General features: G+C 69.8%; 23 protein-coding genes. 12 read left to right on the forward strand and 11 right to left on the reverse strand.

The genetic code is table 11. The annotated features are described in order from the left end of the window. Positions 1-31: 31 nt before the first annotated feature. A complete protein-coding gene (locus JJ691_RS04885; RefSeq protein WP_211767603.1) occupies positions 32-1,177 on the reverse strand; it encodes a DUF222 domain-containing protein in 1,146 nt (381 codons plus the stop codon). Between the two features lie 250 nt (positions 1,178-1,427). Beyond that, positions 1,428-2,321, reverse strand: a complete 894-nt coding sequence (locus tag JJ691_RS04890; RefSeq protein WP_211767604.1) for a hypothetical protein — start codon at positions 2,319-2,321, stop codon at positions 1,428-1,430. A gap of 137 nt (positions 2,322-2,458) precedes the next feature. Here JJ691_RS04890 and JJ691_RS04895 point away from each other — a divergent pair, with 137 nt between their 5' ends. From JJ691_RS04895 to JJ691_RS04905, 3 genes are all read left to right on the forward strand, one after another. After that, positions 2,459-2,944 (forward strand): hypothetical protein, encoded by a 486-nt coding sequence (locus tag JJ691_RS04895; protein WP_211767605.1) that lies wholly within the window; start codon positions 2,459-2,461, stop codon positions 2,942-2,944. A 602-nt stretch (positions 2,945-3,546) separates the two neighbouring features. Beyond that, a complete protein-coding gene (locus JJ691_RS04900; protein WP_211767606.1) occupies positions 3,547-4,677 on the forward strand; it encodes an inorganic phosphate transporter in 1,131 nt (376 codons plus the stop codon). Positions 4,678-4,691: 14 nt separating this feature from the next. Beyond that, complete coding sequence (locus tag JJ691_RS04905; RefSeq protein ID WP_211767607.1) at positions 4,692-4,895, forward strand: hypothetical protein; 204 nt, start codon at positions 4,692-4,694, stop codon at positions 4,893-4,895. Positions 4,896-4,949: 54 nt separating this feature from the next. Here JJ691_RS04905 and JJ691_RS04910 read toward each other — a convergent pair whose 3' ends face one another. Further along, a complete protein-coding gene (locus JJ691_RS04910; RefSeq protein WP_249227688.1) occupies positions 4,950-6,449 on the reverse strand; it encodes a glycoside hydrolase family 76 protein in 1,500 nt (499 codons plus the stop codon). A 112-nt stretch (positions 6,450-6,561) separates the two neighbouring features. Between JJ691_RS04910 and JJ691_RS04915 the strand changes: the two genes are divergently transcribed. Further along, positions 6,562-7,056, forward strand: coding sequence for a histidine phosphatase family protein (locus JJ691_RS04915; RefSeq protein ID WP_211767608.1), 495 nt, complete (start codon positions 6,562-6,564; stop codon positions 7,054-7,056). Beyond that, entirely contained in the window at positions 7,056-7,547 is a 492-nt protein-coding gene (locus JJ691_RS04920) for a GNAT family N-acetyltransferase (RefSeq protein ID WP_211767609.1), read from the forward strand. Before JJ691_RS04915 ends, JJ691_RS04920 begins: the two co-directional genes overlap by 1 nt. Here JJ691_RS04920 and JJ691_RS04925 read toward each other — a convergent pair. Further along, on the reverse strand, positions 7,498-8,664 hold the full coding sequence (locus tag JJ691_RS04925) for an alpha/beta hydrolase (RefSeq protein WP_211767610.1): 1,167 nt from the start codon (positions 8,662-8,664) through the stop codon (positions 7,498-7,500). The two genes, JJ691_RS04920 and JJ691_RS04925, sit on opposite strands and share 50 nt — an antisense overlap. A gap of 90 nt (positions 8,665-8,754) precedes the next feature. Between JJ691_RS04925 and JJ691_RS04930 the strand changes: the two genes are divergently transcribed. Then, entirely contained in the window at positions 8,755-9,207 is a 453-nt protein-coding gene (locus tag JJ691_RS04930; RefSeq protein ID WP_211767611.1) for a molybdopterin-binding protein, read from the forward strand. A 64-nt stretch (positions 9,208-9,271) separates the two neighbouring features. Continuing rightward, a complete protein-coding gene (locus JJ691_RS04935) occupies positions 9,272-10,033 on the forward strand; it encodes a sulfite exporter TauE/SafE family protein (protein WP_211767612.1) in 762 nt (253 codons plus the stop codon). A gap of 55 nt (positions 10,034-10,088) precedes the next feature. Here JJ691_RS04935 and JJ691_RS04940 read toward each other — a convergent pair whose 3' ends face one another. Next, the gene (locus JJ691_RS04940) at positions 10,089-11,483 is read right to left on the reverse strand and encodes a hypothetical protein (RefSeq protein ID WP_211767613.1); all 1,395 of its coding nucleotides are present in this window, start codon (positions 11,481-11,483) and stop codon (positions 10,089-10,091) included. A gap of 141 nt (positions 11,484-11,624) precedes the next feature. On the opposite strand from JJ691_RS04940, the gene JJ691_RS04945 reads away from it, so the two are divergent. The 3 genes from JJ691_RS04945 (at position 11,625) to JJ691_RS04955 (ending at position 13,638) form a co-directional block, all read left to right on the forward strand. Further along, positions 11,625-12,281 carry an HAD family hydrolase gene (locus tag JJ691_RS04945; RefSeq protein ID WP_211767614.1) on the forward strand — a complete coding sequence of 219 codons (657 nt, stop codon included), beginning with the start codon at positions 11,625-11,627 and terminating at the stop codon, positions 12,279-12,281. 55 nt (positions 12,282-12,336) lie between these two features. Beyond that, complete coding sequence (locus tag JJ691_RS04950) at positions 12,337-13,062, forward strand: hypothetical protein (protein WP_211767615.1); 726 nt, start codon at positions 12,337-12,339, stop codon at positions 13,060-13,062. 135 nt (positions 13,063-13,197) lie between these two features. Beyond that, the gene (locus JJ691_RS04955; protein ID WP_211767616.1) at positions 13,198-13,638 is read left to right on the forward strand and encodes a hypothetical protein; all 441 of its coding nucleotides are present in this window, start codon (positions 13,198-13,200) and stop codon (positions 13,636-13,638) included. Between the two features lie 108 nt (positions 13,639-13,746). Here the strand turns inward: JJ691_RS04955 and JJ691_RS04960 are convergent, their stop codons facing one another. The 3 genes from JJ691_RS04960 to JJ691_RS04970 form a co-directional block, all read right to left on the reverse strand. Next, positions 13,747-14,040 (reverse strand): TFIIB-type zinc ribbon-containing protein, encoded by a 294-nt coding sequence (locus JJ691_RS04960; RefSeq protein ID WP_211767617.1) that lies wholly within the window; start codon positions 14,038-14,040, stop codon positions 13,747-13,749. Then, the gene (locus JJ691_RS04965; protein ID WP_211767618.1) at positions 14,037-14,810 is read right to left on the reverse strand and encodes a phosphotransferase family protein; all 774 of its coding nucleotides are present in this window, start codon (positions 14,808-14,810) and stop codon (positions 14,037-14,039) included. The genes JJ691_RS04960 and JJ691_RS04965 overlap by 4 nt, the downstream gene beginning before the upstream one ends. A gap of 70 nt (positions 14,811-14,880) precedes the next feature. Continuing rightward, complete coding sequence (locus tag JJ691_RS04970; protein ID WP_249228188.1) at positions 14,881-15,651, reverse strand: enoyl-CoA hydratase/isomerase family protein; 771 nt, start codon at positions 15,649-15,651, stop codon at positions 14,881-14,883. A gap of 71 nt (positions 15,652-15,722) precedes the next feature. Here JJ691_RS04970 and JJ691_RS04975 point away from each other — a divergent pair, with 71 nt between their 5' ends. After that, complete coding sequence (locus JJ691_RS04975) at positions 15,723-16,082, forward strand: hypothetical protein (protein ID WP_211767620.1); 360 nt, start codon at positions 15,723-15,725, stop codon at positions 16,080-16,082. A 1-nt stretch (position 16,083) separates the two neighbouring features. On the opposite strand, the gene JJ691_RS04980 is transcribed toward JJ691_RS04975, so the two are convergent. Together JJ691_RS04980 and JJ691_RS04985 are read right to left on the reverse strand one after the other, a co-directional pair. Beyond that, on the reverse strand, positions 16,084-16,899 hold the full coding sequence (locus JJ691_RS04980; RefSeq protein ID WP_211767621.1) for a hypothetical protein: 816 nt from the start codon (positions 16,897-16,899) through the stop codon (positions 16,084-16,086). Positions 16,900-16,906: 7 nt separating this feature from the next. After that, positions 16,907-17,185, reverse strand: coding sequence for a hypothetical protein (locus tag JJ691_RS04985; protein WP_211767622.1), 279 nt, complete (start codon positions 17,183-17,185; stop codon positions 16,907-16,909). 192 nt (positions 17,186-17,377) lie between these two features. Here JJ691_RS04985 and JJ691_RS04990 point away from each other — a divergent pair, with 192 nt between their 5' ends. Beyond that, entirely contained in the window at positions 17,378-19,630 is a 2,253-nt protein-coding gene (locus JJ691_RS04990) for an XRE family transcriptional regulator (RefSeq protein ID WP_211767623.1), read from the forward strand. Here JJ691_RS04990 and JJ691_RS04995 read toward each other — a convergent pair. Further along, positions 19,587-21,395, reverse strand: a complete 1,809-nt coding sequence (locus tag JJ691_RS04995) for an Hsp70 family protein (RefSeq protein WP_249227689.1) — start codon at positions 21,393-21,395, stop codon at positions 19,587-19,589. The genes JJ691_RS04990 and JJ691_RS04995 overlap by 44 nt on opposite strands. Positions 21,396-21,433: the final 38 nt, after the last annotated feature.

The raw sequence follows: 21,433 nt of genomic DNA on the forward strand, positions 1-21,433 counted from the left end.
CTTCGCTGTGGAGTTGTCAAAGAACCGGCGCTCAGTACTGGTGGGGCTGAGTCGTGTAATGGCGGCCTTGCGGGGTGTGCCAGTGCAGGGTTCCGTCTTCGTCGAGGGTTGCCGTGTAGTCGCGGTGTTTGAGGTGGTGATGGTGGGCGCAGTAGCCCTTGAGTTGGGTGGCGGTGGTTTTGCCGACCGGCCAGGGGGTGGTGTGGTCGAGTTCTTGGATGGGGGTGGTGCAGCCGGGGGCGGTGCAGGTGCCGCCGTCGCGGACTTTGATGAACTCGCGGGTCCGGGTGTCGGCCCGGTATTTGTGGGTGGTCATGGCGTCGGCGTGGCGGCGGTTGTCGAGGAGGATGCCGCGCCAGGGGCCGTGCATGGCCAGTTCGCGGGCGGAGTCGGCGGCGATGGGGCCGTAGCCGTCCAGAAGGCCGGGGTCCTCGGTCAATCCCATCAAGGTCTCCACCGGGATGGTGACGTGGACCTGGACGGTGCGGTCGACGCCGTAGCCCAGGAACCGGTCAAGGAAGGCGTCGGCGCGTTTCTGGTCGGTGGTGCGGTCATCCTTGACTAGAGCCCGGGCATCTTGCGTGAGCAGGTCGTAGGCCTGGCGGGCGTCGATGGCCGGCAGGATGATGCTGAGCTGGGCCATGCCATCGGGCAGGGGAGTGAACTCGACCCGTCGATCTTCCCGGGCTTTCAGGCGGCGTTGGTCGTAGCCGAGTGGGTTGGCTTCGGCGACTGCTTTGGTGGCGCGGCGGGCCAGTTGAGTGCGAGTCAGGCCAGGGGCTACTTCCGCCAGGGTCTCATCCACTTGGGCGACCAGCTCGGGGTCGGTCAGGTGAACCACTCGGTCGTCAATGGTCTTGAGCCGGCGGGGGTCGATCTCGCCCCGCCGTAGCAGTTCCGCGCATTGGGGGAGGCGGTCCAGGACGTCGCTGTATTCCTTCTGACGGACCACCGACTGCTCCGGATCATGAACCGCCATGGCGATCTCGGCCGTGTCCTCGATCCCCCGAACCAGGCTGAGCTCAACGTAGTGCAGAGCCGCCATCACCTTACGGGTCACGATAAGCAGAGTGAGCTTCTGATCATCGGTAAGACTCTCCACGTCCACACCCAGGAGCAGGTCCACCATGACCCCTGAGGGTTCCATGGACTCCAACTCTCGGGCGATTTCCTTCATGTCTCCACAATACTCGCAAACATGATCGAACTCGACTCACTAATGGGTGAATTCGGCAGGCTTAACCGGCTCACCCCAAGGACCCTCGCCCCTTACCTCGGAGGGTGGATTTTGCGTGGAGGGGGGCGATGGCATAAGCTGTCGGCGATCGAGGCGGGCGCAGCCTGCCCGCTTCTTTGCCTCGATGCCATCGCCCAGAGGCTCCACGCAAAATCCACCCGGAGCAACCCAAAAACCTACCCGCTAACCCCTAAGCATTCTGTGCCCCGTTGTAAACCTGCCAAGCCGCATCCCGATAGTAAGCAAAGTAAGAGTCCCCCCAGCTCCCGAAGAAGCTCCCCGTCTGCATCGCCGTCCCATCACCCTGATAGTTCACGATGAACGCCCCGCCACTGGCCCCGCCGGACAGGCCGTTGCAGTTGGGGATCTGCACGCCGCCCTGCGGCCCGTCATACGGCTGCCCCTCGCACCAGACGGCGTAGTCCTTGTCGGCCGGGATGCCGATGCCGTGCGCGTAGCTGTTGCTGGGCTGGTTGAAGCCGATGCCGGAGCTGCCGATGGCGTCCTGCACGTGTGAGTTGTTGTTGCCGCCGGTGCTCAGCACGATGAACGCGTTGTCACCGCCGGGGCTGGTGTCGTCGACACGCCAGCCCATGGAGCGCCAGTTCCACCAGCCGTAGGGGGCGTTGCCCTGGTTGTACGAGGGCGCGAACCGGAAGTTGTTGTAGGTCTGGCCGGTGCTGATGTCCATCACGCAGTGCCGGGCGGTGGCGATCACATCGCGGTTGTTGCTGGTCACCACGTTGGCCGTGCACAGGTAGTCGCCCTTGCCCGGCACCGAGAACACGAGTCGGCCAATCGTCGACCAGACGCTGCTCATGGGCTGAAACCGGGATGGGCCTGAAGAAATCGGTGCTGTGCTGTGGACGAACTTCGGCTCACCCACCTGCTCCTGGGTGGTGCTCCGCGCGGCCGTCGGGGCCGGCATCGGTTTGGCCGCGGCCAAACGCTGTGGAGTCCAGTAGGAGTCCAGCGCGGCGGCCGACTTCGTGTTCGTGGCGGTGGCCGTGGTCGCGTGCGCGGGGACGGTCGGGACCAGTAGGGACAGGGCGGCGAGCAGGACAACTGCGGAGGTTCTGAGCACGATGTCAACCCCGTTCGTAGCGGCGGGTGGAATCGTGGCGGCCGGACCATGGTGCCAGAGCAATCGGCGTAATCGTTGTGGCGCAGGCGATTCCTGTCCGGTAACGGACATGGGCTGTCCGCGATATGCCTCCCGTGGTGTTCCGACGTGCCTCCGAGCTCGGCGACCGGCTGCTGGAGCTGTCCCGGTTCAAGTATCCGCCCGACACCATCGCGCTGGAGCACGGCGCCCGGCTGGCCGGCTACCTGGACGACGATGAGAGTCTGCTGGAAGTGGTGCACGCCCGCCGGTCCTTCGGCGCGACTGTCGCATGTGGACTCGTGCTCACCGGAGAGCGCTTCATCTTCATGCCGGAGACCCGTCACCTCGGTGAGGTGCGCAAGATCCTGCCCGGCAGCGGCGGCGCGTTCGGGCTGCCGCTGTCCGCGGTGACCGCCGTGCGCACCTCCGGCCAGCCGGAGGAGACCGACTGGTTGGAGGACCTGTTCACGCACCAGTCCTCGCACGCCGGCCTGGTGATCGCCGCCCGCGGCCTCGGCGAGCTCCACTTCGAGTCCGTCGTCCCGGTCGACGGCCCCGGCCGGGTCGTGGACCGGGTGCGGGAGATGGGCATCCGGGGCTGAGATCCGCGGAGACGAGAATGGGGACGACAACCGTCCCCGGGAAATCAGCTGGTCAGATTTGCGAAGTTCCCGGCGGGGGCTGTGTTTGTGGGTGTTCCTATGTGAGCATCCGTCGCGGTCTGTGGAACCTCCCCGCCTGTGCCGGGAATTCTCGCCGCAGCTTGACCGTGTCGCAGGGGTGAAGGTGCGGCGCTGTTCCGGTCGGAGCGGTCATTCCTGCCGCTGGACGAGTTGGCCGCCGAGATTGTCGCCTTCATCTTCGCCGCCGGCATTTACCGGCGGCTTGGCATCGATACCTCGGTCACCGACATATCTATGCCAAACGGGCGCGTGAGCATCCGATCGCCGTACGTCTCATCCCGCCGGTCGGCCAGGTCTGGCCGCACGCCCGAACGAATGGGCTATTGCGGAATTCCTCGTCGGCGACGTCTTCCGTCGCGGCCGACGTCCGTTGGCGCGCGGACCAGCGCGCATCGGTTCGGGAGGAAGTCGGGCCTCTGCGGCACCTTGTCTGGCACAAGTTGACGTTGGTCTGATTCGGTTCACCTCCCGTTTGCCTACACCGTTTACCTTGCGGTCCTCCGATGCGGCAGGAGGCGCGGATGGATCTCTCGCTCCTGGTCATCGTGGTCATCGTGACCGCGCTGGCCTTCGACTTCACCAATGGTTTCCACGACACGGCCAACGCCATGGCCACTTCGATCGCCACCGGGGCGCTCAGCCCTCGGGTCGCGGTCGGCGTCTCGGCCGTGTTCAATCTCGTCGGCGCGTTCCTGTCTGTGCAGGTGGCCAAGACCATCTCCAGCGGCATCGTGGACGAGGCCAAGATCAACAGTGCCATCATCTTCGGCGGCCTGGTCGGCGCCATCGTCTGGAACCTGCTGACGTGGCTGCTGGGCTTGCCCTCCAGCTCGTCGCACGCGCTGTTCGGCGGCCTGATCGGGGCCACCTGGATCGCCGCCGGCTCCGACGCGGTGCACTTCGAGACGGTCCTCGAGAAGGTGATCGTGCCGGCCCTCGCCTCGCCGATCATCGCCGGCGTGGTCGCCACCCTGGCCACCTGGGTCGCCTACAAGATCACCGAGAAATCCGACAAAACGGAGCGGGCCAAGGGCTTCAAGGCCGGCCAGATCCTGTCGGCCTCGCTGGTCTCGCTGGCCCACGGCACCAACGACGCGCAGAAGACGATGGGCGTGATCACGCTGACCCTGATCGCCGCCGGCACGCTGCCGGCCGGCTCCAACCCCCCGCTGCTGGTCATCCTGGGCTCCGGCCTGGCCATCTCGCTGGGCACCTTCCTCGGCGGCTGGCGGATCATCCGCACCCTGGGTAAGGGCCTGACCGAGATCGAGACCCCGCAGGGCTTCGCCGCCGAGGCCAGCGCCACGGCCACCATCCTGGCCTCCACCCAGGTCGGCTTCGCGCTGTCCACCACGCACGTGGCCACCGGCGCGATCATCGGCTCCGGCGTCGGCAAGCGGCTGTCCGAGGTCCGCTGGGGCGTCGCCGGCCGGATGGCCCTGGCGTGGCTGTTCACCCTGCCGGCCGCGGCCATCGTCGGCGCCATCGCCGGCCGGACCGCGTCGCTGGGCAACGTCGGCACCGTCATCGTGGCTGTCGCCGCGGTGGTCGTGGCCGTCGGCGCCTACCTGCTGTCCCGGCGGCAGCCGGTGTCCGCCGGCAACGTCAACGAGATGCCGTCCACCAGCGCCCCGGCGACCGCGTCGGCCTGAGCAGGGAGAACTCCATGACCATCAATTGGGGTGGCCTGGGCGAGGTCTTCGTCGTCGCCATTGTGGCCTCGGTGCTTTTTGTCGGCCTGTTCTCGGTCGGCATCGGCGCGTGGACCCGGCGCGGCGAGGCCGTGCTGAACAACGTGCTGGCGATCGGGTGCTTCGTGCTGTGCGCCGTGATCATCGGCTACGGCATCTTCGCCATCGCCCACAAGTAAGGCCGAAAGCCGTGGCCCCCTTCGCTTTTCTTCGCGAAGGGGGCCACAGTCATGTCAGCCGGCCGCGTTCATCAGGTCCAGCGCGCTCTGCTGGCGGGCCGCGTCGGACTGGTCGAACGGGCCCGACCACACCAGGCCGTACTGGTCGAATCCGTTGCGGTCACTGGCGTACGCCGAATCGGCCTGGCGGTTCAGGTACGTGCTGTACGGGTGGTCCGACAGGGCCGCGTTCAACGCCGACAGACCCCGGGCGTAGACGCCCTTGAAGGTCGGGCCGTCCGCGCCGCCGCCACCGGGCTGGTCGCCCGGGTCGTGCAGGATTCCGTTGGGGTTGAGGGAAACGCTGGTCGTCGAGGCGTCGGCCAGGGTGCGGGCCTGGGTGAGGTAGGAGCCGTTGCCGGTGGCCCGGTAGAGCTCGGTCAGCGCCGCCAGCGGCACGCCCTGGTTGTAGCTCCAGGTCGGCTGGTTGTTGTTGGCGCAGGTGCTGGTCAGTCCGTCGTTGACCAGGTTCTGCCCGTTGATCATCCCGCTGTTCCGGAACCAGGTCCAGCCGGCCTGCGCCCGTTGCAGGTACGTGGTGTCGCCGGGGATCCTGTTGTGCAGGGCGGCGTTCAGCTCGATGTAGAGCGAGTTGGGGATGGCGTTCTTGTACGTCTTGGCCGAACTCCACCACACTCCGCCGCCGCAGGTGGAGTCCCAGTAGGCGAAGACGTGGTCGGCGTCGAAGCGGGCGGTGGTGAGGTAGCGGCTGTCGCCGGTCAGGTCGTAGGCCTCGACCCAGGCCAGGCCCCACCAGAGTGTGTCGTCGTTGTACGGGTTGGTGAAGTTGCCGCCCTGGGCCGAGAGATTCTTGTTGTACGTGTTGGCGATGGTGTAGGCGTAGCTGCCCATGCCGGCCACCCGGATGTTGTCGATGACGGCGGTCAGCGCGTTGGCCGAGTTCCACCAGCCGGTCGTGTCGAACAGGCCGGTGGTGTTGTTGTAGTCCTCCATCAACGCGGTGGCGGCGGCGGTGCGCCGGTCGTAGGAGTTCCACGTGGTGCGGCGCCAGTCGGTGCACGTGATCGTCGAGGAACCGGCCGGCAGCGCGCAGGCCCGCAGCAGGCCGATGCCGTTGTTGTTCCAGTCGTCGACGTTGAACATCAGCGTGCGCCAGCCCGGATAGCCGGACGGCGTGCGGGTGTCGCCGATCTTGGAACCCGACGCCCAGCTGCGGCCGGCGTCGAAGGACCGGTCCATCCACAGTTCGTCGCCGGGGGAGCTGTTGGTGATCGCCGCGTAGCCCATGTCGTCGTTGTCGTCGAGGTACAGCGAGAGCTGGCGGCTGCCGGCCGCCGTCACAGTCCCTTGCCGGCTCTGCTGCGCCAGGGCCGGATCGCGGCCGTCGCAGTACTTGTCGCAGATGGTGGCCATCGGCTTCACGGTGTTGCCGGTCGACGGGGGAGGAGCGGCGGTGGTCGGCGCCGGCGTCGGCGGCGCTCCGGTCGACGCGGCGGCGACCGGAGCGAGCACGACGGTGAGAACGAGCGCGCACAAAGCGGCGGCTCTGAGCATGGAACCTCCCGGACAGCAGGGGTTTTACCGGTCGGAACGTGCTGGTGAGAGCGCTCTCGAAGGCGAATGTAAGGTCCGTGTGAGCTTGCCGTCAACGATTACGCTTTGACGTATGCGACTGCTGCTCGTTCGGCACGCCGAGTCCCTCGCCATGACCCGCAACCTGACGGTCAGCAACGACAATTGCCCCGGCCTCACGTCAGTTGGCTTCGACCAGGCCCGTGAGCTGGGCCGACGACTCGATGTCCGGCCCGATGTGCTGGTGCGCAGCCCGGTGACGCGGGCCCGGCAGACCGCCGACGAGCTGATCGCGGCGCTGCGGCCGCCGCGCACGGAGATCGACCGCGACCTGGCCGAAGTGGACATCGACGAGCCATGGAACGGATTTCTGTCTCGGGTGGACAACGTCCTGACCACCTGGCCGGAGCGCTACGCCGGTCAGACGGTCATGGCGGTGACCCACGCCGGCTTCATGGTGTGGGTGTTCATGACCTTGTTCGGCGTGCCGCGTCCCGGCACCGGCGCCCGCGTCGACTTCGACTTCGCCTCCGTGACCGAGTGGCAATTCAGTGGCGGGTGGCGGCTGGTGTCCCTCAATCTGACCTGATGGAGACCGAACGCCTGCTGCTGCGCCCGGCCGAACCGTCCGATGTGGACGATCTGCGGGCGCTGGACGCGGACCCCGAGGTGATGCGCTTCCTCGGCACGGACGGCGCGAGCTCGGTGGAACTGATCGGGCGGACCGACTACTGGGTGGGAATCGAGCGCGCCAGTGGGGACTTCGTCGGCTGGTTCGGGCTGGCCGACGAGCTCGGCTACCGGATCCGCCGCGACAAGTGGGGCCGGGGCTACGCCACCGAGGGGGCGAAGGCCCTGCTGGACAAGGCCTTCGCCGAGGGCCGGGAGCGGGTCACCGCCCAGACCATGGCCGTCAACACGGGATCGCGCCGCGTGCTGGAGAAGCTCGGCCTGCGGCACGTGCGAACGTTCCATGTGGACTGGGAGAACCCGCTGCCCGGCTCCGAGCACGGGGAGGTGGAGTACGAGATCAGTGTTTGGCCAGCTGGGACAGGAACAGCTCCACCGCGTGCGCGGTAGCCGCGGTGCGGGCGCTGGGCAGCGAGTCGAAGGCGTGGTGGGCGTAGGGCAGCTCGGCGTAGCCGATAGGCGCGCCGAGCTCCCGGGCCCGGGTGGCGAACTCGCGCGCCTGGTTGACCGAGACGACCTCGTCCCGGTTGCCGTGCACCACCAGCAGCGGCGGCGAATCCGGGGTTATCCGGTGGATCGGGGAGGCCGCCGCGACGTCCCGCTCCTCGTCGATCATCACCCGGCGGACGTGGTCGCGCAGCCCGCTGGAGCCGTCCTCGTTGCGGGCGTCCAGGTCGTAGACCCCGTACAGCGGCACGCCGGCCTGGATCGAGGTGTCGGCGTCCTCGAAACCGGGCTGGAAGGCGGGATCGTTGCCGGTGACCGCGGCCAGCGCGGCCAGGTGCCCGCCGGCGGAGCCGCCGGTGATCGCGATGAACGACGGGTCGCCGCCGTAGCGCTCGATGTTGGCGCGGACCCAGGCGATGGCCCGCTTCACGTCCACGATCTGCGCCGGCCAGCGGTTCTTCGGGCCCAACCGGTAGTCGATGGCCACGCACACCCAGCCGCGATCGGCGAGGTGGGCCAGCAGCGGCAGGTTCTGCTGCCGGCGGTCGCCCGAGGTCCACGCGCCGCCGTGCACCTGGATCAGCACCGGCGCGCCGGTGACCCCCGGCTTGCGCCACACGTCCAGCACCTGGTCGTTGCCGTAGCCCACGCCCTCGGCGGCGATGAACTCCCCGCGCCGGAACTTGCCCGGCCACGCGGGGGTCGGGGCGTTCAGCGTCACCGTGCCGTGGCCGAGCACCTCGTCCAACGCTCCCTGGAGATGCCGGCCTGTCTCCGCCGCCGGTCGCTGCAACGCTGCCAGCCCCACCGCCGCGCCGGCCGACACCGCCAGCGCCGCCGCGCCGATCTTGCTGCGGCCCGCCCCCAATGCCGCCGCCACGCCGGTTGCTCCCAGTTGCGCCGCCGCCACCGGCACCGACAGCTCGGTGGCGACCACGCCCGCCGCCATGCCGGCCAGATGCCACGGGGCCCGCCGCCACGGCGTTCGCCTCGCGAACACGTTCAACGCCACGCCGCCGACACCCGCGGCCACCGCCAGAGCGATCCCCGTCCTCGTCACGATCACTCAACGAAGCAAACTCCGGCGAACGCTGCTGCTGAGGAGTGAAACCGATCACACAACCGCAGATGCGGATCTATCCTGGCGGATGTGACGCCGCTGCGGCCCGATGAGCTGGTCATCACCGGCGAGGTCGCCACGCCGGGCACGGTGTGGTGCACCTCGGCGCTGCACGCCCGCGCCTGCCGGCCCATCACTGTCGACTACGTGACCCTGCGCCGCACCGAACGCCACGAGGTCCGTGGTGTCACCCTCTACGAAGCCCTCGCCGCTGCCGGCCTCGCCCTCGACCCCGCCCGCAAGATGGACCACCTCAGCCTCGCTGTCCTCGCCGAGGGCGCCGACGGCTACGGCGTTCTCGTCTCGTACGCCGAGCTGCACCCCGAGTTCGGCGACTGTGGCGCACTGCTCGCCACCTGGCACAACGGCCAACTCCTGGCCCGCCCCACCCTCGTCATGCCGGCCGACCGCCGCGCCAGCCGCTTCGTCCGCCAGGTCCACCGCCTCCACGTCGTCCATCCCGTGGCCGCCCAGACCTTCTGACGGATCTGCGCATTCGCGAAATAAAGAAAAGACCGTGGACTCGCCTTGCCGGTAGGATCCGATCATGGGGTCGCAGGTTGTTCAGGGTTTGTTTCTTCTCGTCGCGGGGATTGTCGCCGGAACGGCTGGATCGGCCGGTGCCATCGCTTCGCTGATATCGTATCCAGCGCTATTGGCTATTGGGTTGCCCGCGGTGCCGGCCAACATCGCGAACTCGGTGGCGGCGGTGGCCATCGGGGTGGGATCCACGCCGGCCTCGCGACCTGAGCTCAAGGGCTCGGGCCGGCAGCTGTGGAAGCTGTCGGTGGTGGCGGCCGTCGGTGCGGCGACGGGGGCGGCGTTGCTGCTCATCACGCCGAACGGCATCTTCGAGTGGATAGTGCCGTTCTTGATCGCGGGCGGCGCGCTCGCGCTCCTGCTGCAGCCGAAGCTGTCCGTCAGCCATGCGCACCTGGTGTCGGACCGCGATGCGGTGCTGAGGTTCGGGCTGTTCGCGGTGGCCGGCTACAACGGATACTTCGGCGCCGGGTCGGGAATCATGATGCTGGCGTTGCTGATTTTCACCCTCGAAGGCGACCTGCCGCGCGCGAATGCCATCAAGAATGTGCTGCTCGCCGCCGGGGAAGTGGTGGTGGCCATCGGCTTCATCGTGTTCGGATCGGTTCCGTGGGGCGCGGTGATCCCACTGGCCATCGGATTTCTGGTCGGCGGGGCCATCGGCCCGGCCGTGGTACGGCGACTCCCGGTGGCGAAGCTGCGGGTGCTTATCGCTGCCGCGGGATTCGGGCTGGCGGCGTGGCTGCTGTTCGTCGCGGCGCGGGGCTGAGGTCCGCGGAAAGCGAAGGGGCCATTCCGCCGTGGAATGGCCCCTTCGTCGTGCCTCAGGAAGCGGTCAGAGCGGTGTCGTCGAGGACGAAGGTGGTCTGCTTCTCGTAGTCCTCGGCCCCGGTGAACTTGAGCGTCACGGACTGGCCGGCATACGCCGACAGGTCGACGGTGTGCTGGACGTAGCCGGAGCTGGCGTCGAGGTTGGAGAAGCTGGCCACGGTGCTGGCACCGACGGCCACAGTGAAGGTGTCGTACTTGCTGGTGGTGGTGGTCTCGGCGGTGGAGACGCGCAGCCAGAAGCTCAGGCTGGCCGAGCAGCCGGACGGGACGGACACGGTCTGGCTCAGGGTGTTGGTGGTCGTGGTGCCGGTGCCGTCGAAGGCGGCGTCCCGGGTGCCGGAGTGCGGGGTCTGGCCGGTGCCGATGGTGGCGTTGCCGGACCAGGACGTGGTGCCGCTCTCGAATCCGGGGTTGGCCAGCAACTGACCGGGCGCGGCGCAGTTCCCGCCGCCGCCACCGCCCCCGCCGCCGGAGGAGCCCTGGGCCAGCCACGCGGTGGCGTTCAACGCCAGGGCGGCGTTGTCGGCGGTCGGGTCGGTCCAGCCGTTGTACAGGGTCTTGCCGGACTCGCCGGTGCCGTCGTCGATGGTGGAGCTGTCGCCCCAGATCGCCACCCGGCCCTGGCCGAACGTGCTGGTCACGAAGAAGGCGTTGCTGTTGCCCGGCGACGCCGTGCTCAGGTACAGCAGGCCCTTGACGTTGGGATTGTCGGCCGGCTTGAGCGTGAACGTGGTGCCGTTGGCGATCAGGCTGTGCTTGACGCTGCCGAACGAGCCGTTCAGCACCGGGTTGGACGGGTCGCTGATCGCCACCGGGTGGTCGGAGCTGATGTTCTTCAGGTCCACCGAGAAGCCGAACGGGTCGTTGTTGTCGACGCCGTTGCTGGTCAGGATGTCGTTGATGATCTTCGGCGAGTCCCAGCCGTCGTTGTTGCGGTCGCTGCCGGTGTGGTCGGACACCAGGAACAGGCCGCCGCCGTTCTGCACGAAGGTCAGCAGCGCCGTCTTCTCGGCGCTGGACAGGCGGATGTTGGGCTCGGGCAGCACGAACTCGTCGAAGTTCTTCAGGTCCAGCGCGCTGGACGTGCCGTAGGTGATGGTGTTGCCGGCCGGCAGCGTGTCCAGGGTGTACTGGCCGGTCTTCTGCAGGGCGATGCCCCACGAGGACAGCGCGCCGGTCCAGTCCTTGTCGCTGCTGGGGGACGCGTTCTGCTTGAGCGGATCGGGCTGGCTGGTGCTGATGATCCAGTCCGCGTTGCCGGCGGTCTCGGCCTTGCTGGCGTCGAACAGCACGCGGTGCGTGGTGGCGGCGTGCGAGACCGCGGCGAGGCCGGGTAAGACGGCCGCGGTCAGGGCGGCGGCGATCGCCGCCGCGGGGAGCGGGCGCATGGGCGCGTACCTCCGGTGCAGGGTTCGGGGATGTCGCCGGACGAGGATCCCCCGCTGCGGCAGCCGGATCAACGATTCAATGTTGACTTCACCGAGACGTCACTGGCTGGTCCGGACCGCCCGGGTCGATACCCTGGCGATGTGGACGCGGTGGTTTTTGATCTCGACGGCGTGCTGGTCGACTCCGAGCGGACCTGGGACGAGGTGCGCCGGTCGGTGACGGCCGAGCACGGCGGCACCTGGGACGGGGAGCACACCACCCGGGCGCTGATGGGCATGAGCACGCCGGAGTGGGCGGAGTACCTGGCGACGGACCGTGGCGTGCGGCTGTCGCCCGACAAGATCGCCCAACTGGTGGTCGACGGCATGGTCCGCCGCTACGCCGAGGGCCCGCCCCTGCTGCCCGGCGCGGTCGAGGCGGTGCGGGCGACCGCGCAGCGGTGCCCGGTGGCGATCGCCAGCTCCTCGCCGCCGGCGTTGATCGCCGAGGTGCTGCGGGTCACCGGCCTCGACGACGTCGTCAAGGTCGCCCTGTCCAGTGAGCTGACCGGGGCCGGCAAGCCCGCGCCGGACGTGTATCTGGCCGCTGCCAAGGATCTGGGCGTCGACCCGGCGCGGTGCGTGGCCGTGGAGGACTCGACCAACGGGATCAGGTCGGCGCTGAACGCCGGCATGATCGTGGTGGCCGTGCCCAACGAGCACTTCCCGCCGGACCCGGCGGTGGTGGCCCGGGCCGCGAGAGTGATCACCGGCGTGCGTGAGCTGCCGGTGATTCTTGATCTTTTGTCAGCGCTGTGACAATTAGACTGTTGGCCTATCCCGACTCCTCGCGCCGAGGCCCTATTCTGGCCGCTTGCGGAAGTTGACCCTGCGTGAGCACGCCATCATGGAGCTCGACCGGGTCGTCGCCTGGCTGGAGACCGGCGCGGTCGACAGCGTGCGGGCGTTCGGCAGCGGTGACGAGCGTGACTGGATGCTGCGCATGTGCGCCGCCCTGCTCGCGCTGTTGCACGAGCACGAGGTCGACGAGCACGGCCGCTGCACCCGCTGCCGCGAGCCGCGCCGGGTGCTGCCCGGCGGCCGCCGGGCAGCCTCGTGCGCGGTGCTGGACCACGTGATCTCCGCGTTCGGCGACTCGGTCGAGACCGTGTGGAGCCGGGTGCTGGCCTCCCTCGGGGCCGAGATGACCGAGGACGAGGTGCGGCAGTGGTTGATCAGCACGGTCGAGCCGCCCGAGGAGAACCTCCCGCTGTTCAACGTGGACGTGATCGGCGGCTACGGATTCGGCGCCGCCGAGTTCAACCTGGAGCAGCTCAGCGCCCTGCCCGAGGCGCCGCCCGAGCAGGAGAGCACCGACCCGATCTCCGGCTGGTTCCGCCGCCCCTACCTCTACGACGACGACCTCACCGAGCCCGGCTCCGTGCTGCGCGCCGTCAGCTCCTACCGGCAGCAGGCCAAGGTGTGGCGAACCCCGGAGGAACTGGCGAGCGAGTCCGACACCGCCGTGCTGCCCCGCCTGGAGTTCGCCGACACCGTGCCCATGCACCTGCCGTCGTTCGGGCCCGTCGTGCGGGCGTGACGGTCGAATCACCCACATTCCGGTCGTGACTTCTGCCTGGTCGCCCTGCCCTTGTGTGCCTTGATGCCGGGGGCCGCCACTCCGTATTCATTACCTGCCGCGAATGCGGTAGCGAAATGTTTCGGAGGGGTAGCAGTGCCAAGCAAGGAAGAGCTGAAGGCCGCCATCCACTCGGCTTTCGAGTCGGTGGTCGCTGACGGGGCCGGCTACACCAAGGTGTACGCCGCGGAAATCAAGCAGAAGAACTACCTGGTGTTCCGCACGACCACCGTCAGCAATTTCGCCGTCGGCTTCAAGCCGGGGCGGACCGACCTGGTCATCGTGCCGCTCGACGAGCACAACGGGGCGGTCACCGCCGGCGCCCCGTTGACCATCACCGACGCCAACCGCGCGTCCGTGAAGAAGCGCGACCTCCAGGGGCGCACCGTGATCAAGACGACCGACGGCCAGACGTTCAAGCTCCTGGTCATCCCGTCGGTGCCGAAGCTGATGGCCGCCGCTTACCAGCTGCCGGTCGACCAGAAGGCCGAGTACGAGGCGTTTGTCGCTGTCCGCGACGCCCTGGTCACCGCTTGATTGTTTCCCGGCAGGCGTGACGCGCCTGCCGGGAAACGCCCGGACTTTTCCTCGGCCGCTTTCACGGCGTGAGTCGGACCTTGGCGGCGATCAGCCCAACCCGTTTCGTCAGGACGAGAAGAGGAAACGGCCGAAGCCGCCCTTGCGCTGGCGGCGGTCGCCCCAGCCCGGGCCGCCCTGGTGGCCGCCGTAGCCACCGCCGTGATGACCGCCGCCGTAGCCGCCGTGGTCGGGCGCGTAGCGCGGCTGCTGTTGCTGTTGGGACCACTGGGCCTCGGCGCGGGTCAGCGCCTCCAGTTCGCCGTGGTCCAGGAAGATGCCGCGGCAGGTGTCGCACTGGTCGACGTGCACGCCGTTGCGTTCGTAGCTGCGCATCGAGCCGGGGCACTTGGGGCAGTTCATCGGGTCTCCTCACGTTCGGTCATTCGGCGGCACGCGGCGAGCATGGCCCGGTCCACGTCGTCCATCGGTCGGTCGGCGGTCAGCGCCACGGCGGCGGTGTAAACCGCGAAGGCGCGGGCCACGGCGTCGAGGGCGGGCCACGGATCGGCGTCGCGGGGCACGGCCGGCCCGTGCCCGGCGCGGTAGCCGGCCAGGAACTTTTCCCAGCCCCGCTGGGGAATCAGCCCGATCGCGTAGCCGGCGGCGATGCGCCCGAGGTCCCACCGCGGGTCCCCGAGCCCGAGATCGTCCACGTCGATCAGCTGCCACCGGCCCTCATGGTGCACGAGCTGGCCGAGATGCCAGTCGCCGTGCACGAGGTGGTAGCCGGGTTCGAGCGCCGGCACGGTCCGCCACGCGGCGAGAACCGGTGCGGCGTCGGGATTTTCCGGCATCAGGGCGATGGCCCGGGCCAGCCGGGCCGGGGTGCCGGCCACCGGGATGGGGCCGAGCCGGGACGGGTCGACCCGGTGCAGCCGGGCCAGCAGGCCGCCGGCCTCGGCCCACGGCGCGGTCCGCGGGTCGGCGGCGACGGGACGGCCCCGAGGCCACACGCTGACCCACCGGTCGCCGACCGCGGTCGGCGTGGATTCCTTGGGGGACAAGAGGATTCCCCGCAGATCCGGATGCGCGGCCAGGCGCATCCGGTCGGCGAGGGCACGGCCGTCGGCGCCGTGGTGATGCGCCTTGACGACTTCGTCGACGGTGCTGACGACAACCCCGGACCCCATCTCCCACCTCCTCCGCTCACCAACACTGGGTAAACGGTCGGTAATGGACGATGGGTTCCCGGGAAACCTGTCAATGACCTGAGAAAGTGGCCTTGCCCGGTCCGTCGGTCAGGAACGAGCGCACCGCCGAGCGCAGGTCCTCGGTGTCGAACAGGTCGGCGGCGATGGTGGTGACGTGCGCGTTGGCCTCGGGCACGCCGCCGTGCTCGAAGTGCCGCAGCACCTGCTTGGTGGCGGCGTGGGCCCGGGTCGGGCCGGCGGCCAGCCGCCGCGCGTAGGCCAGCGCCGCCTCGGCGAACCCGTCGTCCGGCAGCACCTTGTTGACCACGTTCCAGCGTTCCAGGGTGGCCGCCGAGTAGCGGTCGCCGGTCATCACGAACTCCTTGGCCCGCCCGACGCCGGCCCGGGCGGCCAGCCGCTGCGTGCCGCCCATCGTCGGGGTCAGCCCGATCACGTTCTCCACCAGCCCGAACGAGGCCCGATCGGCGGCCAGCAGCACGTCGCAGGCCACCGCGATCTCGAAGGCCCAGGTCAGGCACAGGGCGTGCGCGGCGAACACGGTCGGGAACGGCAGCGCGGCGATGCGGTCCGGGATGGTCAGCATCTGGTCGAACAGCTCCTTGGCCGCCGCCGCGGTCGGCTGGGCGTCGAAAAGGGCAACGTCCACGCCCCCGCTGACCACCCGGCCCTCGGCGCGGACCAGCAGGGCCCGCGGCTGGTCCCGCTCCACCAGCCCGATCGCCTCGCCCAGTTCCGCCTGCATGGTGGCGGTGTAGAGGTTCAGCGGCGGCGCGGCGATGGTCAGCACGGCCAGGCCGGCGTCCTCCCGGTCCAGTCGCAGCAGTTCCACGTCACGGCTCCCGTCCATCGTGATCTTTGCTTTACGCACCCTCTCACGCCCATCATTGCGGGGTGTCCGAGTTAGCGTCGTGGAACGGCGAGCACCCGCAGGTCAAACTGCTCGATCCGGTCCTGTTCACACAGCTGGGCGGGGGCGAGGGGCAGTACGAGGAACTGCTGCTGGCCGAGTACGGCCGGTCGGGGCAGGTGATCGAGCGCGGCGAGGTGCCGCACGGGATCCTGCACTACATCCAGTTCGACGAGCAGCCGGGCCGGCCGGCCTGGACCACGCACCTGATCTTCGCCGGAGCCACCGAGCCCCAGGTCCGCGAGTACCTGGTGACCATCGGCCTGGGCTCGGTGGAGATCCACACGGTCTACGGCGCCACCGAGCAGATCGAGGAAGCCCCCGAAGAGGTCGACGAGCTCTGACTCACTGCTGCTCGGACGGCCCGCAGACCCGGCCGGCCTCCTGGGCGGCCGGGGTGATCCACTGGTCGGCCCGGGGGTCGGCGGCCTGGTCGACGTACAGGGCGGTGGCCTCGATCAGGTACCGGTGCCACGGCCGTTCGGTCTCGTACTTGCGGGCCTTGGCGTAGCCGGGTCCGCAGGTGTTCTGCCCGGCGCCCTGGGTCGGGCACCAGATCCCGAAGTCCCATGACCGGTTGGCTCGCAGGTCGTTCGACGCCGCGGTCGCCGCGGCTGCGGTGTCGAACGGGATGACCTGCACCGACACCAGCACATTGCTGGTCGCGGTGATCGTCGGGCTGTTCACCAGGTACGCGCCGGTCATGGTGGCCCCGCAGCCGTGACCGACCAGTACACTGTGGACAGTCCCGTCCGTGCCGTAGGCCTGGCCGCACGGATGCGCGCCGGAGGCGACCAGCGCGAATTTGGTCGATGTGCTGCTGGTGAACCCCGGGGCCAACAGCGCGGCCGCGGTGAACGGCGTGCGATCGGTGGCCGCGCTGTCCAAGGTGCGCGGGTCGAACGCTGGCGTGGTCTCCTCGGTTGTCGTGGCAGTGGTCGTCTCCACCGTCGTGGTCGTCTCAGCCGTTGTCGGCTCCGGCACGATCGGTGGCGCCGGACGCGTCGGCGCGAACGGAGTTGTGGTCGTCGGCGAGTCGAAGCCCAGGGCGTGCCCGAGTTCCACGGAATTGTGGATCCCGAAGAACGCGAGCACGCTGAGCACCGGGGCCACCACCCCGGCGATCACGCCCCACCGGGTCTCCTTCTCCCGCTCCGCCACGGCTCGCTCAAAGCGCGCGGTACGTCGCGGTGGGCGCGGGCGCGCCGGAGGACTGGCTGTCCTGGCAGGTGGCGGCGAGCAGCAGCACCAGGAACAACAGCCCGACCAGGGCCAGACAGCCCAGGCCGCCACCCGATCCCCGGCGCACCTCGACCCGGCCGCCGGGCTCGATGCCCGGGTGGCGCTCGGCGTAGTGCCGGTCCTGCTGGTCGGCTCCCTGCGATTCGGTGAGCCATGAGGTTCGGTAGTGGCACTCCCCGCACCAGTACCGGTAGTTGGCTGCCATGGTCGTTTCCCTCCTGGTCACGGTTGTCGGTCGGGCCGCCCCTCGCACGGCCTGACCGGAACCGGATCTCCATGGCTTTGATCGTGGCGTCGGCGCAGGTCAGGGGTCCAGGCCAGGAAAGCGGTCACTTCTGACCGGTGGGAGAGATACCGTCACTCAAGGGGGGATCGTCCGTGGTGAGGGGGAACTGCGGTGGTGAGCCCGCTCGGGCAGTTGCTGTCCGTGCTGAGGGAACGAGCGGACTGGACGCAGGAAGAACTGGCGCACAGAGCGGGCGTCAGCGTGAGCACGATTCGGCGGCTGGAGACCGGCAAGCCGTTCAAGCCGCGGGTGGACACGGTGCACGCGCTGGCCGATGCCCTGGCCGAGTCTCCGGTGGTCACGGCCGAGGACGGCCAGCGGCTGCTGGACGCCTTCAGCGGCAAGACGGTCGCCGACCCACCGCCGCCGCGGCGGGCCCGACCGCCGGCCTGGGACGCGCTGGCCGGGGCGGCCGACGAGTTCGCCCAGGCGGTGCACGACCGCTGGCTGGACGAGGAGGAGCAGCGCGGGATCCAGGATCCGGTGCCGCTGCCCGTGCGCTGGCGGCCGGCGCCGGTGGGGCTGGCCGACGACCCGGCGGACCTGTCCGGCGAGCTGGCCGACATCGCCGAGGTCTACCGGCGGATCCCGGCCGGGCGGCTGGTGGTGCTGGGCCGGGCCGGCTCCGGCAAGACGGTGCTGACCCTTCGGTTCGTGCTGGACTACCTGCGCACCCGGACCAGCGACGACCCGGTGCCGGTGATCTTCAGTGTGGGCTCGTGGAACCCGGACGCCAGCACGCTGCGGGAGTGGCTGATCGACCGGCTGCAGCGCGACTTCCCCGACTCCCCGGGCCTGGCCGCGCTGGCCCACGGCGGGACGACACTGGCCGCGGCGCTGATCAACACCGGCCGGGTGCTGCCGGTCCTGGACGGTTTCGACGAGATCGCCCCGAGCCTGCACGAGGCGGCGCTGACCGCCCTGAACCGGACCGAGCAGCCGTTGGTGCTGACCAGCCGGTGCGAGGAATACGGCGCTGCCGTAAGGAAACCCGGTGTGCTGAGCCGGGCGGCGGCCGTCGAACTCGTCGATCTCACGCCGTCCGACCTGGTCGACTACCTGGCCCGGGGCCAGCGCTGGCTGCCGGTCCTGAAACGCCTGCCGGCCGCCGTCGCCGAGGCGCTGCGCACGCCGCTGATGGCGGTGCTGGCGCGGACGGTCTACCGCGACCAGGATCCGGCCCAGTTGCTGGACGCCGACCGGTTCCCTACGCCGGCCGCCATCGAGGACCACCTGCTGGCCAGCTTCGTGCCGGCGGTCTACCGGCGTCAGCCCTGGCGGCGCAGCTGGGATCCGGAGCGGGTGCAGCGGTGGCTGGGCTACCTCGCCGTGCACGTCGACCAGCACGACGACCAGGACGGCCAGGACCTGGCGTGGTGGCGGCTGGGCGACTCGATGAGCCGGTCGTCGCGGATCCTGATCGTGCTGCTGGCGGCCGCCCTGGTCACCGCGGTGTGCAACTGGCTGACCGTCTCCCCGCTGTACCTGTTCGGTGAGCTGGCCGGGATCGGGTTCGGCGGCTGGCTGCTGGACGGCCTGCTCATCGGTTCGGTGGTCGGCCTGGCGTTCGGCCTGCTCTACGGGCTGATGATCGTGTTCGGCGGCCTGGAGTTCGAGCCGTCACGGGTGCAGCTGCGGCTGTTCGGCCACCGCAGCACCACCGGCTACCGGCTGGCCCGCACCGTGGTCGCCCGATGCGCCGCCGGCCTGCTCGGCGGGTTCGCGGTCGGCCTCGGCTACGCCTCCGCCACCACGCTGGAGCGGATGATCCTGTATCCGCAGTACAGCGGGCTGGTGGCGGTGCGGGTCACGCTGGTCAACGCGGTGGTGCTGGGCATCGTCTTCGGCCTGGCGGCGGCGCTGGTGCTGGGGCTGATGGCGGTGCTGGAGGCCCCGCTGGACATCGGCTCCGCGGCGACCCCGATCGGTTTGCTGAACACCAACCGCGCCACCGTGGTCCGCCAGGTGCTGATGCTGGCCCCGATGATCGCGGTCACGATCATCTTCGGTGGCGCGGTGGTCGTCGACCTGCTCCAGTCGTCGCTGGGGCCGCTGCTGTGGCCGCTGAACGCCGCGCTGATCATCGGCATCGTCGGCGGGCTCAGCGGAGCCCTGTCCTACGCCCTCGCGTTCACGGCCTGGGGGCAGTGGGTGGTGCTGTCCCGGGTGTGGCTGCCGCTGACCGGCCGCCTGCCGTGGGCCACGGTCACCTTCCTACGGGACGCCTACCAGCGGGGAGTGCTGCGCCAGGCCGGGGCGGTCTACCAGTTCCGGCACGCCCGGCTGAAAGACCACCTCGGCGAGGCGTTCGGCGGTGAGGTCAGACGTTGGTCGCCGTCGGGGCCGGGGCGCTCGTCTCCGTGAGCGTCCCGCTGAACGACGTCGTCGTCGGATCGGCCGGGGCCGAGGACACGGTGGTGTCCGGCGGTTGGTCGGCCGGCGGACCGTTCTTCGGATTCGCCGCGGTGGTGGACGAATCGGTTGGCGGCGGTGTGCTGGCGGCCGGCGACGAGTCGGGGGTGGACGGCGCGATCATCGGCCCGCCGGCGCGGGCGCCGTCGGTCGTGGTCGTCGGGCCGGAGGACTGGGTCGGGGCCGGGCCGGTGGAGGACGAGGCGCCGGACGCCTTCGAGGTGGGCGTCGTCGTGCTGCTGCGCCCGGTGGTCTTGGTCGGCTTGTGCGACGACGTCGCGTGACCGCCCGCGGCCGGCGGCTGGGCAACCGTCGGCGAGGTGCCGGGCGTCGCGGCCTGCGCCGGGGAAGGGCCGAGGTCGGAGGTCTGGGCGCTGTAGAACAGCGCGCCGCCGGCCATCGCGGCCACGGCCAGCCCGGCCGCCCCGGCGAACATCTTCGGCCGCACGATCCGGCGCTGCCGGCCGGCCGGGATCGGCAGGTGCAGCGGGATGTCCGGCTCGGACGGCCGTGACGGCGGGGCGGTCATGTCGACCACGGTCCTGGCCACCATGGCCGGCACCGGCTCGACCACGGTGTCCAGCGACGCCGACAGCGCCGCGCCGATGGCCACCGTCGCCTTCGGATCGGCGTCCACCGCCACCGGCCGGCCCAACCCGGCCGACAACAGTTCGGTGACCAGCGGAATCCGCGACGAGCCGCCGACCAGCAGCACCGCCGCCAGATCGGCCTCGGTCAGCCCGGCCGAGTGGATGGTCCGGCGCATCAGGTCGACGGTCTCCTCCAGCGCCGGCCGGATCATCGCCTCGAACTCGGCGCGGATCAGCCGGGACTGCCGCTGCCCGGACGGCAGCAGCACCGGGATGTCGGCCTCGGTGTCCAGCGACAGGGCCTCCTTGGCCTCGGTGATCTCCCGCCGCAGCCGGGCCACCGCGCTCAACGCCAGCATGTCGTCGGACCGCAGACTCGCCATCAGCTCCGGGAACTGGTTGCGGATCCGTTCGAACAGCAGCTCGTCGAAGTCCACGCCGCCGAAGTGGTCGTCCCCGGACGGCTCGCCGACCAGCTCGAACGAGCCGATGGAATCCTTGCGCAGCACCGCGATGTCCACGGTGCCGCCGCCCAGGTCGTAGACGCCGACGGTGGCGCCGGGGGCCAGCCGCTCGGTCGCGGCGTAGGCGATCGCCGCCGCGGCGGGCTCGCTGAGCAGCAGGGAGTCACCGAGGCCGACCTCGGCCAATGCCGTGCCCAGCAAGGAAGTCTTGTGCCCGCCCCAGCCGGCCGGGTGTGTGACGGAGATCTGCTCCGGCTCATCGCCCTCGCGGGACCGCACCAGGTCCACGACCCAGCGGGCCAGCCTCGCGGTCAGCTCGTGCGCGGTGTGCCCGCCGTCGCCCAGCAGGATCGGCGTCTCGTCGCCGATACGCCGCTTGAACTCCCGCGCCACCCCCGACGGGTCGCCGGCGGCCCGCCGCTCGGCCGCGTCGCCGACGAGCATGGCGCCGTCCCGGCCGATGTGCAGCACCGAGGGCACACACGTGCTCTTATTACCGAGAGTGACCATTTCCGGTGGTCCGCCCCGACGCCGTATGGCAGCCGCGGTGAACGTGGTCCCGAGATCCAAGCCGAGCAGATAACCCACGCGAGAAGCATCGGCACACTGTCCGTGGTCATTAGCGCTCGAATCCCCCAATAATCCCCCAATCGACCCCCGCATCGAATCCCCCAACGCCGGGGATCGAGGACCGGGGAGCG

Source organism: Kutzneria sp. CA-103260 (genome assembly GCF_018263855.1).
GTDB lineage: Bacteria > Actinomycetota > Actinomycetes > Mycobacteriales > Pseudonocardiaceae > Kutzneria.